General features: G+C 59.9%; 13 protein-coding genes. 4 read left to right on the top strand and 9 right to left on the bottom strand.

Features of this window, described 5'->3' with window-relative positions:
- Window positions 1–6 precede the first annotated feature (6 nt).
- Genes C4K39_RS07345 through dapA form a run of 3 tightly spaced genes read right to left on the bottom strand, consistent with a single transcriptional unit; the run spans window position 7 to window position 2,781 of the window.
- On the bottom strand, window positions 7–765 hold the full coding sequence (locus C4K39_RS07345; protein WP_124345989.1) for an MBL fold metallo-hydrolase: 759 nt from the start codon (window positions 763–765) through the stop codon (window positions 7–9).
- A gap of 4 nt (window positions 766–769) precedes the next feature.
- On the bottom strand, window positions 770–1,885 hold the full coding sequence (bamC, locus tag C4K39_RS07340; protein ID WP_068580025.1) for an NlpB/DapX family lipoprotein: 1,116 nt from the start codon (window positions 1,883–1,885) through the stop codon (window positions 770–772).
- A gap of 17 nt (window positions 1,886–1,902) precedes the next feature.
- On the bottom strand, window positions 1,903–2,781 hold the full coding sequence (gene dapA, locus C4K39_RS07335) for a 4-hydroxy-tetrahydrodipicolinate synthase (RefSeq protein WP_068580027.1): 879 nt from the start codon (window positions 2,779–2,781) through the stop codon (window positions 1,903–1,905).
- A 327-nt stretch (window positions 2,782–3,108) separates the two neighbouring features.
- On the opposite strand from dapA, the gene C4K39_RS07330 reads away from it, so the two are divergent.
- Complete coding sequence (locus C4K39_RS07330) at window positions 3,109–3,669, top strand: glycine cleavage system transcriptional repressor (RefSeq protein ID WP_068580029.1); 561 nt, start codon at window positions 3,109–3,111, stop codon at window positions 3,667–3,669.
- A 10-nt stretch (window positions 3,670–3,679) separates the two neighbouring features.
- Window positions 3,680–4,153 (top strand): peroxiredoxin, encoded by a 474-nt coding sequence (locus C4K39_RS07325; RefSeq protein ID WP_068580030.1) that lies wholly within the window; start codon window positions 3,680–3,682, stop codon window positions 4,151–4,153.
- Between the two features lie 49 nt (window positions 4,154–4,202).
- Here C4K39_RS07325 and C4K39_RS07320 read toward each other — a convergent pair whose 3' ends face one another.
- Together C4K39_RS07320 and C4K39_RS07315 are read right to left on the bottom strand one after the other, a co-directional pair.
- Window positions 4,203–5,273, bottom strand: coding sequence for an AI-2E family transporter (locus C4K39_RS07320; protein ID WP_068580032.1), 1,071 nt, complete (start codon window positions 5,271–5,273; stop codon window positions 4,203–4,205).
- A gap of 36 nt (window positions 5,274–5,309) precedes the next feature.
- The gene (locus tag C4K39_RS07315) at window positions 5,310–5,549 is read right to left on the bottom strand and encodes a sulfurtransferase TusA family protein (protein ID WP_016963906.1); all 240 of its coding nucleotides are present in this window, start codon (window positions 5,547–5,549) and stop codon (window positions 5,310–5,312) included.
- Window positions 5,550–5,780: 231 nt separating this feature from the next.
- On the opposite strand from C4K39_RS07315, the gene C4K39_RS07310 reads away from it, so the two are divergent.
- A complete protein-coding gene (locus C4K39_RS07310; RefSeq protein ID WP_068580033.1) occupies window positions 5,781–7,214 on the top strand; it encodes a M48 family metalloprotease in 1,434 nt (477 codons plus the stop codon).
- Window positions 7,215–7,286: 72 nt separating this feature from the next.
- Here C4K39_RS07310 and C4K39_RS07305 read toward each other — a convergent pair whose 3' ends face one another.
- The 4 genes from C4K39_RS07305 to rpoE form a co-directional block, all read right to left on the bottom strand.
- Complete coding sequence (locus C4K39_RS07305; protein WP_068580035.1) at window positions 7,287–8,711, bottom strand: DegQ family serine endoprotease; 1,425 nt, start codon at window positions 8,709–8,711, stop codon at window positions 7,287–7,289.
- A 224-nt stretch (window positions 8,712–8,935) separates the two neighbouring features.
- Complete coding sequence (locus tag C4K39_RS07300; protein WP_068580037.1) at window positions 8,936–9,892, bottom strand: MucB/RseB C-terminal domain-containing protein; 957 nt, start codon at window positions 9,890–9,892, stop codon at window positions 8,936–8,938.
- 8 nt (window positions 9,893–9,900) lie between these two features.
- Window positions 9,901–10,488, bottom strand: a complete 588-nt coding sequence (locus tag C4K39_RS07295) for a sigma-E factor negative regulatory protein (RefSeq protein WP_124345988.1) — start codon at window positions 10,486–10,488, stop codon at window positions 9,901–9,903.
- A gap of 31 nt (window positions 10,489–10,519) precedes the next feature.
- Window positions 10,520–11,101 carry an RNA polymerase sigma factor RpoE/AlgU gene (gene rpoE, locus C4K39_RS07290; RefSeq protein WP_007930230.1) on the bottom strand — a complete coding sequence of 194 codons (582 nt, stop codon included), beginning with the start codon at window positions 11,099–11,101 and terminating at the stop codon, window positions 10,520–10,522.
- 555 nt (window positions 11,102–11,656) lie between these two features.
- Between rpoE and nadB the strand changes: the two genes are divergently transcribed.
- Window positions 11,657–13,261 (top strand): L-aspartate oxidase, encoded by a 1,605-nt coding sequence (gene nadB / locus C4K39_RS07285; RefSeq protein WP_068580041.1) that lies wholly within the window; start codon window positions 11,657–11,659, stop codon window positions 13,259–13,261.
- Window positions 13,262–13,288: the final 27 nt, after the last annotated feature.

Raw genomic sequence — 13,288 nt, 5'->3', positions numbered from 1 at the left:
GGTGGGCTAGGCGATGTAGCGCCAGTCGAGCCCTGAATCTTGATCGGCCAGTTGCAGCCAGTCCGGATCGCACCCGAGGGTGTCGACAAAACATTGCCGGGCCAGCTGCGGCAGGTTGTTCTTGCTGCTCAGATGGGCCAGGACCAGGTGTTGCAGGCCCTGCCATCCCAATTCGGCCACCAGGCTTGCGGCCTGATGGTTGTTCAAATGTCCCTGGTCACCGCCAACCCGCTGCTTGAGAAAGTACGGGTAGTGACCGCGCGCCAGCAGGTCGCGGCAGTGGTTGGCCTCGATCATCAAGGCGTCCAGGCCACGGTAGCTGCCCAGCACATCAATGCCATAGGAGCCAAGGTCCGTCAGCAGGCCAAAACGCCGCCGACCGTCGCTGAAGACAAACTGCGTAGGTTCCTGGGCATCATGGGCAACGGCAATCACCTCGATACCCAAGGCACCGATCTGCAGCCGCTCGCCACCACTGACAAAACCTGCCGCCTCAACCGGCTTGCGCATCCCGCGCAAGGTGCCCTGGCTGAGGTAGACCGGTAGATTGTAGCGCCGCGACAGCAAGCCCACGCCATGCACGTGATCGGCATGTTCGTGGGTCACCAGGATAGCGCTCAGCTGCGCGGGATCGACTCCCAGTCGCAGCAAGCGCCGCTCGGTTTCTCGCAGGGAAAAACCACAATCCACCAGAACACAGGTATCGGCGCTGGCGATCAGCGTGCCATTCCCTTGGCTACCACTGCCGAGAACGGCAAAACGCATCCAATCAGCCCAGGTTGTCCTGAATCACGCCCAGCACCTTGCGCGCCACATCGGCGGGGGCAACGGTGTTGATGTTCTTCTCGACAGTGACCTGTACGTTCTCGCCCACCTTGCTCAGGCGAACCTGATAGCGCTCGGCACGGGCCTCGATTTCTTCCTTGGCCGGCTTGCTGCCGAACAACTTGCCGAAGAAGCCTGGCTCGTCGTTCTTCTTCTCGGCTTTTTCGGCCAGGTTGATGTAGTACAGGCCCAGGCTGCGGTTGATGTCTTCAACTCGCCATTCGCCCTGCTCCAGGGCACGACCCACGCTGGACCAGGCACGATCGAGGTCGGCCCCCAGGTTCAGCACCGGGTTGCCGCTGCCGTCTTCGCTGAGGCTGACTCGGCTCGGGGTATCGAAATCACGGGCCGCCAGCAACGATACCGAACCGCCTTTCTCGGAGGTGCGGCTCATGCTTGCCAGCATGTCGTCCACCAGGGCGGCGTCCAGGCCAGTGTTGACCGAACGATTGGTGAACTCCACATCCGCGCTGCTTCCGGCAGGACGCTCGGCGCTGACCACATAGACTTCACTGGTGTTGCGCTGCACGCCCGGCTCGATACGCACTCGTACGCGGGTCTCGCTGTCAGCGGCGACGCCGGCACTGGCCAGGCGCTTGGCCACGGCAGCCGACAGTTCGTCGGAGCGCTGCCAACGGGTGGTGAATTCACCGGTCTGTGGGCGCTGCTGGTCCAGGCGGAAACCATTGTCCTGGAAGAACTGCACGGCCACAGGCCAGACTTCAGCCGGTGGGTGCTGGGCCATTACCCAGCGGGAATCGCCGCTCTTCTGCAGGGTGTAGTCGCTGGAGTCGGCAATGGCCGACAACGGCAGCGGACGAGGCACTTCGTACTCGCCCTTGACGTTGTCATCGGCAACGTTGCGTGGAATCGGCAACAGCGGATCCAGGCGCTTGGAGGTCTGGACATCCGTTGGCAATTGCATCGGTGCTGTTTGTTGCGCTTGCAGGTAATCGCTACCCCGGTCACGGAAGTAGCCTTCCGGCCCCCAGATCCAACCGCAGCCACTGGTGCTGGAGATAATCAAGGCAAGTGCGGAAAGTCCGGCCATTCGCTTCATGCGTTGTACTTCCTCAATTAAACCAAGACGCCGGACTGGCGCATGGCCTGCCGCAGCGGTTCGTGACAGGCAGCACTGAGCCAGGTGAGCGGCAGACGGATACCGTCCGGCATCATGCCCATTTCGTGCAGGGCCCATTTCACGGGAATAGGGTTGGATTCGATGAAAAGTGTCTTGTTCAGCGGCATCAGGGTCTCGTGGATCGCCCGGGCCTTGTCGGCATCGCCAGCCATGGCTGCGGCGCACATTTGGCTCATGGCCCGTGGCGCAACGTTGGCGGTCACCGAGATATTGCCCTTGCCGCCCAGCAGGATCAGCTCCACAGCAGTGGCGTCATCGCCGGAGTACACCAGGAAATCGGCAGGCACGCCGGCCAGGATCGCCTTGGCCCGGTCCAGGTCGCCGGTGGCTTCCTTGATACCGATGATGTTCTTCACGCTGGAGAGGCGAATCACGGTCTCGGCCTGCATGTCGCAAGCGGTGCGGCCCGGCACGTTGTAGAGGATCTGCGGAATGTCCACCGCCTCGGCGATCGTGCGAAAGTGCTGGTACAGGCCTTCCTGGGTCGGCTTGTTGTAGTACGGGGTCACCAGCAGGCAGGCATCGGCGCCGGCGATCTTCGCATTGGAGGTCAGTTCGATCGCTTCGCGCGTCGAGTTGGCGCCAGTACCGGCAATTACCGGGATGCGCCCAGCCACCTGGTCAACCACCCGGCGGATCACTTCGATGTGCTCGTCGACGTCCAGGGTAGCCGATTCACCTGTGGTGCCGACCGCCACGATGGCGTTGGTGCCCTCTTGCAGGTGAAAGTCCACCAGTTTGCTCAGGCTGTCCCAGTCGAGATTCCCCTGTGCATCCATGGGTGTGACCAGTGCCACCATACTGCCCGCAATCATGCAACCGCTCCTGCCGGAAAAAGAGAGCGGTAATGGTACTGGCGCCAAGTTCCTTGCACAAGCGAAGTCCCGCACCCTGAGCATTCCCCTGAGCGATGGTTTTCGCTACCCTTCAGCCTTTGATTGCTACTGAATAAGCACATAAGCCGGGTTATCGCCTGCCTGCTGGTTCTGCAAAGCCCCACTCTTGTGTTGCCTGCCCGTGTTCCGCGAGTTTCGGGACCCGCCGTCGGCTTGAGGTTCAAGGCCCATCCAGACCCGTCCACGGCCCTTGCCCGGTGTTGGCTTGTTCACAGTGGCGACCGCTCATCGCTTTAGGAATGCTGCATGTCCACCCCCACAGTTCGCGAACAATTCCTTGTCATCAGTGCCCTCGGCGCCAACCCCATGGAGCTGACCAACGTCCTGTGCCGCGCCAGCCATGAAAACCGCTGCGCCGTGGTGACCTCGCGCCTGACCCGGCACGGCGAGTGCAGTGCGTTGGTACTGGAGGTTTCCGGTAGCTGGGACGCCCTGGCGCGCCTGGAAAGCAGCCTGCCGTTCCTGGCCAAGAAGCATGCCTTCACCGCCAATGTAGTGCGTAGTGCCGCCCTGGAGAATCGCCCCCAGGCCTTGCCTTATGTCGCCTACGTCAGTGCAGCCTATCGCCCCGACATCATCAACGAGCTGTGCCAGTTCTTCATAGACCACCAAATCGAACTGGAAAACCTCACCTGCGACACATACCAGGCGCCGCAAACCGGCGGCACCATGCTCAATGCCACCTTTACCGTGACCTTGCCCGCCGGGACCCAGATCAGCTGGCTGCGCGATCAGTTCCTGGACTTCGCCGACGCCATGAACCTCGATGCCCTGATCGAACCCTGGCGCCCACAGAACCCCATGTAAGGAAACCCTCATGGCCGTAGCTATCGACCAACCCGTCGCCGATTTCCAGGCCCCCGCTACCAGCGGCCAGACCGTCAGCCTGTCTGGCCTGAAGGGCAAGCAGGTGGTGATCTATTTCTATCCCAAGGACAGCACTCCGGGTTGCACCACCGAAGGCCAGGGCTTTCGCGACCAATACGCCGCCTTCCAGGCTGCCAATACCGAGGTTTTCGGTATTTCCCGCGATGGCCTCAAGTCCCACGAAAACTTCAAGTGCAAGCAGGAATTCCCCTTCGAGCTGATCAGTGACAAGGACGAAGCCGTCTGCCAGCTGTTCGACGTGATCAAGCTGAAGAAGCTCTATGGCAAGGAATACCTGGGTGTAGACCGCAGCACCTTCCTGATCGACAAGGACGGCGTGCTGCGCCAGGAATGGCGCGGCGTGAAGGTTCCCGGTCATGTCGATGCGGTACTGGCTGCCGCCCAGGCACTGCACAAGGCTTGAAAACAACGGGGCGGCATAAGCCGCCCCGCTTGCATCTACCGACCCTGCACTAGAGCAGAGGCGCCACCACCGGGTCTTTTCGTGGCCAGGCATCCAGTACGGCCTTGAACAAGGTCGCCAGGGGAATCGCAAAGAATACCCCCCAGAATCCCCATAACCCGCCAAACAGCAGCACCGCACAGATGATCGCCACGGGATGCAGGTTCACCGCACCGGAGAACAACAGTGGCACCAGCACGTTGCCGTCCAGGGTCTGGATGATCCCGTAGACCGCCATCAGATAGATGAACTGATCACTCCAGCCCCACTGAAACAGTGCGATCAGCGCCACCGGCACCGTCACTATCACCGTGCCGACATACGGCACCACCACCGAAATCCCCACCAACAACGCCAACAGCGCCGCATAGTTCAAGCCAAGCATGACAAAGGCGACATAGGTCACGCCGCCACAGATGACAATCTCGATGACTTTGCCACGGATGTAATTGGCAATCTGCTGGTTCATTTCATGGGCTACCCGGGTAATCAGGGCCCGCTCTCGCGGCAAGTAGCCAATGACCCAGCGACTGATCATCGCCCGGTCCTTGAGGAAGAAGAACACCAGGATGGGCACCAGCACCAGGTAGATCATGATGTTCACCAGCAACGGGAGGCTGGACAGGGAGAACGTCAGCGCCCATTGCCCGAACTTGCCGATTTCACCGCGCGCCACCTCGATAGCCTGGAGCACCTGCTCATCGGATACCAGGTGCGGATAACGCTCAGGCAACAGCAACAACAGCGACTGCCACTTGGCGAGCATGCCCGGCAGTTCGTTGAACAACGTGATCAACTGGTGCCAGAGCAACGGCACCACCACCAGGATGAACAACAGCAGCACCCCCATGAACAGCGCAAATACCAGCCCCACCGCCGCAGCCCCGGGCAGACGCAAGCGCTCCAGGCTCACCACCAGGCCTTGCATCAGGTAGGCCAGGACCATGCCGGCCAGCACCGGCGCAAGCATCCCGCCCAGGGTCAGTACGGCCGTGAAGGCCAGGAACAGCAGGACGGCCAGCACCACCGCCTCTTCATCCGAGAAGTAGCGCTGTATCCAGTCGCGTAGCACTTTGAACATCAATGATCCTTAAAAGATGAAAGCGGTGAACGGCGCTCAGGCCTTTTTCAGCCAGTAGCGATAAACCCCGGCATCGTCCTCTTCGCGCAGCAGGGTATGACCGGCCAGCCGGGCGAAAGTGCGAAAGTCGCGCTGGGAGCCAGCATCGGTGGCAATGACCTTGAGCACCGCGCCACTGGCCAGGCGATTGAGCTCCATCTTGGCCTTGAGCAGCGGCAGCGGGCAGTTCAAGCCACTGGCATCCAGCTCGGCATCATGGGTGACAACATCCGTCATGGCGTTACTCCGGTGATCGATTCAAGGTGCCTAGAATACCCTGCGAGGCCAAGCTGCCGACAAATAAGACAGCCTGAGAAATCAACATGCAACTGGGGTATCACGCTGCTTGTGTAGACGCAGGATATTGCCGAAAAGCACCTTTTTTCGATCAGAGTTTTCAATGCTATTGTCTGGTCCCCAGGCAGGTGTCCAGCTACAGTAGACCCTTTGTCGATTAAGGCTTTGTGCATGAATTTTTTGCGCCCTACCCTGCTGACGCTCGCTTGCCTGCTCGCCTCACCGGGCTTCGCCGACGACCTGCCGTCACTCGGTGATGCCAGTTCAGCCATTGTCTCGCCACAACAGGAATACCAACTGGGCCGTGCCTGGCTGGCCCTGCTACGCAGCCAGGTTTCGCAACTCAACGACCCGCAGCTCAAGGACTACGTCGAAAGCAGCGTCTACAAGCTGGTGGAGACCAGCCAGGTCAATGACCGCCGCCTGGAGTTCATCCTGATCAACAGCCCACAACTCAACGCCTTTGCCGCTCCAGGCGGGATTGTCGGGGTCAATGGCGGGCTGTTCCTCAATGCCCAGACCGAGGGCGAATACGTTTCGGTACTGGCCCACGAACTGGCGCACCTTTCCCAACGCCACTTCGCTCGCGGCGTCGAGGCCCAGCAACGGATGCAGATCCCCATGATGGCCGCGCTACTCGCCGGCATCGTGGTGGCCGCCGCCGGCGCTGGCGATGCAGGGATCGCGACCATTGCCGGCACCCAGGCAGCGGCGATCCAGGAACAACGGCGCTTCTCTCGGCAGAACGAGCAAGAGGCTGACCGGATCGGCATTCTCAACCTGGAGAAGGCCGGCTACGACCCTCGCTCGATGCCGACAATGTTCGAACGCCTGATGCGCCAATACCGTTTCGATGCCAAACCGCCAGAATTCCTCCTCACCCACCCGGTCACCGAATCGCGGATTGCCGACACCCGCAACCGCGCGGAACAGGCCAGGCCCGGGGGAGTCGAGGACAGCTTGCGCTATCAACTGATCCGCGCACGGGTGCAGCTCAATTACGAAGAGTCTCCGGGCCTGGCGGCCAAGCGTTTTCGGGCCCAGCTCGATGAAAACCCAAAGAACGACATCGCTCGCTACGGACTGGCCATCGCCCAGCTCAAAGGCAGCCAGTGGAACGAAGCCAGGGAGAATCTCAAGCCATTGCTGGCCAAGTCGCCCAACGACATCACTTACAACCTGGCCCAGATCGAACTGGACATGAACAACAATCGCCTGCCGGACGCGCAGTCGCGCGTCGAGCGGATGCTCGGCCTGTACCCGAACAACTATCCGCTGAACCAGATCCGGGTCGACCTGATGCTCAAGCAGAATCGCCCCAGCGATGCGGAAAAAGCCCTGGAGGGCCTGCTCAAGAGCCGGCCTAACGACCCAGACGTTTGGTACCTGGTCGCAGAAACCCGTGGCCTGTCGGGCAACATCATCGGCCTGCATCAGGCTCGGGCCGAGTACTTCGCCCTGGTGGGCGACTATCGCCAGGCCATTCAACAGCTGGATTTTGCCAAGCGCCGTGCCGGAAGCAATTTCCCCCTGTCCTCACGAATCGATGCTCGCCAGCGCGAGATGATGGACCAGGAACAGATGGTCAAGAACATGATGCGCTGACCCTGGCAACAACAAAAAAGCCCGCCTCTTGTGAGGCGGGCTTTTTATTGGGTTAACCCCGGGGCTGGTGAATTATTCCGCCAACTTGAAGGTAATGAAGCTGGCTCGGCCCTGGCGCAACACGCGCATGGACACCGAACGATTCTTCGGCAGCGCCTTGGCGATCTCGGTGAACTCCTTCGCCGAGGTGATCGCCTGGTTGTTCAGGTGCGTGATCACATCACCTGGCTGCAAGCCGATCATCGCGGCCGGGCCATCCTGGACTTCCTTGATGACCACGCCACTCTTGAGGTCGTAAGCCTTCTTCTGCTCTTCGCTGAGTTCGACCACGGCCACCCCAAGACGATTGCTGCTACGCTCGACACCGGATTTGGACGCCTGGCTCAGGTCCTTGTCTTCTTCCGGGATAGCGCCAACGGTCAACTCGATGTTCTTGCGCTTACCATCGCGAATCACTTCCAGGTTGGCCTTGGCGCCCGCCTTGAGTGCACCAACCAGATGTGGCAGGTCCGCCGACATGACAATCGGCTGGCCATTGAGACTGAGGATCACATCACCGACCTGCAGGCCGCCCTTGGCCGCAGGGCCATCGTCCTGGATCTGGGCGACCAGGGCACCAGCCGGTTTTTCCAGGCCGAAAGATTCAGCCAGGTCCTTGTTGACCTCCTGGATCACCACACCAAGCCAGCCACGGCTGACTTTGCCGCCTGCCTTGAGCTGGGAAGAAACATCCATGGCCACGTCGATCGGAATGGCGAAAGACACTCCCATGAAGCCGCCGGAACGGGTATAGATCTGCGAGTTGATCCCTACGACTTCACCCGCCAGGTTGAACAGTGGACCACCCGAGTTGCCTGGGTTGATTGGCACATCTGTCTGGATGAACGGGACATAGTTCTCGTTGGGCAAGCTGCGGCCAATGGCGCTGACGATGCCCTGGGTCACCGTGTGATCGAAACCGAATGGCGAGCCGATGGCCACGACCCACTGGCCAGCCTTCAGATCCTGGGATTTACCCAGCTTCAGCACTGGCAGGTTCTTGCCGTCGATTTTCAACAAGGCCACGTCGGAGCGTGGGTCTGTACCGATCAGCTTGGCTTTCAGTTCGCTGCGATCGGCCAGGCGCACGAGGATCTCGTCGGCGTCGGCGATCACATGGTTATTGGTCAGGATGTAGCCATCCGGAGAGATGATGAAGCCCGAACCCAGCGATTGGGCCTCACGCTGGCGATCCCCGCGAGGAGAGCGCTGCTGGGGCATGCCACGCTCGAAGAACTCGCGCAGCATGGGCGGCAGCCCTTCAAGGTCAGGCATCTGCGCCGAAACACGGCGATCAGGCAATTTCTGGGTAGTACTGATGTTCACCACCGCAGGCGACGCCTGCTCGACCAGTTGCGTGAAATCAGGCAACTCGGCGGCCTGGGCAGAAACAGCCTGCCCAAGCACCAGCACAGTGGCAAGAATGGTGAAGTACGACTTCAAGCGTGGTATCGACATACGGCTCCCGTTACGACGAGCGTGGTTAAGCGATATGGAACAAGCCGTGCCGTAGTAGCAGGGGCGGCACTTTTATTCCAGGAACGACGAATAAGGTCAGAACCGAGGGGGCTCTGACCTATAGAAAAACTCTGGGAATTTTGCAAATGAAATTGTTCACCGAACATTTCATCTTCTCAATTGTGAAGTAGCCATCCCTGCCCTCTTGCACAACCAGCGACGCTTCATTGCTTGGTGCTGGAGTCAGAACGCATCGACAAGGCGATACGCTCGGCAGTACCAATAGGAATTTCCCCGACCACAGTGACCATCATTTCGCCGTCGGGCGTGGTCAGACGACGAGACACCGCAACGGTAGGCCCAAGCTGAGTCCGAGTATCGGTGACCGTCGCGCCATTGAGTGGTTCGAGAAACACCGAGAAACGCGCCAATCCATCGTCATACAGCAGGCTGTTGACCATGACCTTGGTTTCAGGGTCCTTGCGGGCGCTACTGCTGGTCAGTTCGAAACCTGGCGGAAGCCAATCGGAATGCCATGCCTGCGTAGCCTTGATCGCCGAGGCCTTGTCGCTGTCCAGCACTACGGCCTTGCAATTGCCGCTAGGACGTAGCTCGGCATCCCCAGGCACATCAGCCGTATCCAGCTGGGTGAACTGGAAACGCTCGAGCAGCTGCCCCTTGTCGTTCAATAACAGCGACTTGAGCGGTAGCCCGGTTTCACGATCCAGATGCAGTTCAAAACCGTAACGGTGCTGGTCCCTGGGTGCGAGCGAAACGATGACTGCCGGACGCCCAGCCACTCGCGACTTGCCGATAACGGCAAGATCGTACCAATTCTTGAGTTTCTGCGGGTCCAAAGAACGCGCCGCAGAATCGGGCGAGTCTCCCAAGCCTGCGACCAGCGCACCACTGACGCATTGAGTGCGACCATCGACGCGCACGACCTCTTGGGCGGAACCATCGAGCTGGATCAGCCGCTCAACAACCTTCCCATCCTGGACTCGATGCCAGATGTTATGGGTGGAGAAACTGCCATTGCGCTCGTAAACGAAGGTACCTTGAAAGCTTTGCTGTTGTTCCGCTTGCCCAAGACGCTGCAGCCAGTCCTGGGCTTCATCGGCATGGGCTGGAACCACGAACCAGCCACTGAGCAGAAGCGAGAGTAGAGGGATGGCGCGCATGATCCTCCTTAACGGTTTTCCAAGCTCGCCGCACGAGCATAAGGCAGTGCGCTTTCAGTGCCTTTGAGTGCAGCTTGCTGGGCATGCTGACGCAGATAGCTTGGCAGACGCTGGTCATGCCAACCTGGCTGCCCTTGCAATACGCCATTGGCCATGGGGCCTGTGGCTTCCGAGCTTTCATTGTAGCCGGCCAATACCGCTGGACCTTTGACCTGAGGCGTTACCAGAGGAGGTTGATTAGCCTGTTGGGCTAATTCGACACCCGCAATTTCGTCGTGGTTATACAAACGTACACCAGCCAGCACGGCCACGGTCACCGACGCAGCGACTGCCAGGCGACCCAGGCTGCGCCAAGGACCACGGGAGGCCTTGGTCGGTGTGGCTTCATCAGCCAAGGCTGCAGAAACGGCAGCGGCGATATCCAGACGCGGAAGCAGCAACTCCTTGTGCATGGCGGCCCGAGCGATCTGATAACGAGCCCAGGTCTCACGGGTCTCCACTTCGTCGACGGCATTCAATACCCGACGTAATTCCAATTCGTCCGCTTCGTTATCCATCACCGCGGACAGCGATTCCTGCAGGGCTTCACGACTCATGGCGGTTCCTCTCTTGGCTGTCGCCGCTGTCTCAGGTTTCCTGCAACAACGGCTGCAGGGCTTTGTCGATGGCTTCCCGGGCGCGGAAAATCCGGGAGCGCACGGTACCAACCGGACATTGCATGACGCTGGCAATGTCTTCATAACTCAGACCATCGAATTCACGTAAAGTTAACGCTGTACGCAAATCTTCCGGCAATTGCTGGATGGTTCGATGGACAGTGCCCTCGATCTCATCCCTTAGCAGTGCACGCTCCGGTGACTCAAGATCTTTCAGGCCATGATCGCCGTCATAGAACTCCGCATCCTCGGAACTTACATCGCTATCCGGCGGCCGGCGGCCGCGTGAAACCAGATAGTTTTTCGCCGTGTTGATGGCGATGCGGTACAGCCACGTGTAGAACGCGCTGTCACCTCGAAAATTACCTAGTGCACGGTATGCCTTGATAAAGGCTTCCTGTGCGACATCCTGGGCTTCATGGGTGTCGTGCACGAAACGCACGATCAACCCGAGAATTTTGTGCTGGTATTTCAGCACGAGCAGATCGAACGCTCGCTTGTCGCCACGCTGAACGCGCTCGACCAGCTGCTGATCCTCTTCCTGGGTTAGCATGAACACTCCTCGATAAGCTCGGAGGAGGCTTGCATCACTAATCGATCAGGCTTGCAAACATAGACTCGGGCTTTTCGCAAAAGTTCTCCCCCTCCAAGCAAGTTTCCTGCGGGCTCTGAAGCGGCACGCACGAAAAACGCAGCGCGGGCTAGGCCGGCTGCGCGAATAATCCTGTCATCGATTCCGACCGAGGGAAATACACTGCAAACCCTGGGTAAAACCGACGCTGTCCCTTCTTTCAGGCAACCTTCTATTGAGTTTGGGGCCTCGGCAAAAGTTCCCAATCTTTATAGCTGCGCTGGACGAAGATTGTGTAACGCTAAAGAGAAAAACAGCCCGGCGCCCTCGATCTACCCGGCTACGAACAACATCCAACACGCCGCAGTGATCGAGAACAACGCATTTGCTCAGCGAAGTCGCACAATGCCATGAAGGCGCGACTATTGTGCCGATCCCCCCCTCTATATACTAGTGGGCTGTGTGGCTGCTTCGACTCGCCGATTCAGGCGTCTTGCGCCAACCCCATATCGGGTCGCTTTGAGCGGAATCCATCAAATGAGCCAACAGTTTCAACACGATGTCCTGGTGATTGGCAGCGGCGCCGCCGGCTTGAGCCTGGCCCTGACCCTGCCCAGCCATATGCGTATCGCGGTACTGAGCAAGGGCAACCTGGCCAACGGCTCGACCTATCGTGCCCAGGGTGGTGTAGCCGCGGTGCTGGATGACACCGATACCATAGAATCCCATGTCGACGACACCCTCAACGCCGGCGCCGGCCTGTGCCATGAGGATGCGGTGCGTTTTACCGTGGAACACAGTCGAGAAGCCATCCAGTGGCTGATCGACCAAGGCGTGCCCTTTACCCGTGACGACGAGTCCGGCAACGATGACAACGGCTTCGAATTCCACCTGACCCGAGAAGGTGGCCATAGCCACCGGCGGATCATCCATGCCGCCGACGCCACTGGCGCAGCCATTTTCACCACCCTGCTGGCCCAGGCCCGGCAACACGCCAATATCGAACTGCTGGAACAGCGGGTCGCCATCGACCTGATCACCGAAAAACGCCTGGGCCTTGGGGGCGAGCGCTGCCTGGGCGCCTACGTACTCAATCGTGCTACCGGTGAAGTCGACACCTTTGGCGCACGCTTCGTGATCCTGGCCTCCGGTGGTGCAGCCAAGGTCTACCTCTATACCAGCAATCCCGACAGCGCCTGTGGGGATGGCATCGCCATGGCCTGGCGTGCCGGTTGCCGGGTGGCCAACCTGGAGTTCAACCAGTTCCACCCCACCTGCCTCTACCATCCGCAGGCCAAGAATTTCCTGGTGACCGAAGCCCTGCGTGGCGAGGGCGCCCATCTGAAACTGCCCAACGGCGAGCGCTTCATGCACCGCTTCGATGCCAGGGCGGAACTGGCGCCCCGGGATATCGTCGCCCGGGCCATCGACCATGAAATGAAGCGCCTGGGTATCGATTGTGTCTACCTGGACATCAGCCACCAGCCGGAAGCCTTCATCAAGAGCCATTTCCCGACGGTGTACGAGCGTTGCCTGGAGTTCTCCATCGACATCACCCGGCAACCGATCCCGGTAGTACCGGCCGCCCATTACACCTGTGGTGGGGTGATGGTCGACCAACACGGCCACACCGACGTCCCAGGCCTGTATGCCATCGGCGAAACCAGCTTCACCGGCCTGCACGGGGCCAACCGCATGGCCAGCAACTCACTGCTGGAATGCTTTGTCTATGCTCGCTCGGCCGCAGCCGACATCCTCCGGCAACTGCCGCATGTCTCGATTCCCATCGCCCTGCCCGCCTGGGACGCAAGCCAGGTCACCGACTCCGACGAGGACGTGATCATTGCGCACAACTGGGATGAACTACGGCGCTTCATGTGGGACTACGTTGGCATCGTGCGCACCAACAAACGCCTGCAACGCGCCCAGCATCGAGTCCGCCTGTTGCTGGATGAAATCGATGAGTTCTACAGCAACTACAAGGTCAGCCGTGACCTGATCGAGCTGCGCAACCTGGCCCAGGTCGCCGAACTGATGATTCTCTCGGCCATGGAGCGCAAGGAAAGCCGCGGCCTGCACTACACGCTGGACTATCCAGGTATGCTCGACGAAGCCAAAGACACCATTCTCTGCCCGACCTGATCCGGCCAACGGGGCTTGAGCATGATG

Origin of the sequence: Pseudomonas sessilinigenes, from assembly GCF_003850565.1 — a bacterium.
Taxonomy (GTDB): domain Bacteria; phylum Pseudomonadota; class Gammaproteobacteria; order Pseudomonadales; family Pseudomonadaceae; genus Aquipseudomonas; species Aquipseudomonas sessilinigenes.
Note: the sequence above shows the minus strand (reverse complement) of the source record. Positions and strands in the feature narration are given on the sequence as shown.

Excerpts from the sequence above, each read along its gene's own strand:
- C4K39_RS07345 (WP_124345989.1), bottom strand. The coding sequence starts at position 765 with ATGCGTTTTGCCGTTCTCGGCAGTGGTAGCCAAGGGAATGGCACGCTG.
- bamC (WP_068580025.1), bottom strand. The coding sequence starts at position 1,885 with ATGAAGCGAATGGCCGGACTTTCCGCACTTGCCTTGATTATCTCCAGC.
- dapA (WP_068580027.1), bottom strand. The coding sequence starts at position 2,781 with ATGATTGCGGGCAGTATGGTGGCACTGGTCACACCCATGGATGCACAG.
- C4K39_RS07330 (WP_068580029.1), top strand. The coding sequence starts at position 3,109 with ATGTCCACCCCCACAGTTCGCGAACAATTCCTTGTCATCAGTGCCCTC.
- C4K39_RS07325 (WP_068580030.1), top strand. The coding sequence starts at position 3,680 with ATGGCCGTAGCTATCGACCAACCCGTCGCCGATTTCCAGGCCCCCGCT.
- C4K39_RS07320 (WP_068580032.1), bottom strand. The coding sequence starts at position 5,273 with ATGTTCAAAGTGCTACGCGACTGGATACAGCGCTACTTCTCGGATGAA.
- C4K39_RS07315 (WP_016963906.1), bottom strand. The coding sequence starts at position 5,549 with ATGACGGATGTTGTCACCCATGATGCCGAGCTGGATGCCAGTGGCTTG.
- C4K39_RS07310 (WP_068580033.1), top strand. The coding sequence starts at position 5,781 with ATGAATTTTTTGCGCCCTACCCTGCTGACGCTCGCTTGCCTGCTCGCC.
- C4K39_RS07305 (WP_068580035.1), bottom strand. The coding sequence starts at position 8,711 with ATGTCGATACCACGCTTGAAGTCGTACTTCACCATTCTTGCCACTGTG.
- C4K39_RS07300 (WP_068580037.1), bottom strand. The coding sequence starts at position 9,892 with ATGCGCGCCATCCCTCTACTCTCGCTTCTGCTCAGTGGCTGGTTCGTG.
- C4K39_RS07295 (WP_124345988.1), bottom strand. The coding sequence starts at position 10,488 with ATGAGTCGTGAAGCCCTGCAGGAATCGCTGTCCGCGGTGATGGATAAC.
- rpoE (WP_007930230.1), bottom strand. The coding sequence starts at position 11,101 with ATGCTAACCCAGGAAGAGGATCAGCAGCTGGTCGAGCGCGTTCAGCGT.
- nadB (WP_068580041.1), top strand. The coding sequence starts at position 11,657 with ATGAGCCAACAGTTTCAACACGATGTCCTGGTGATTGGCAGCGGCGCC.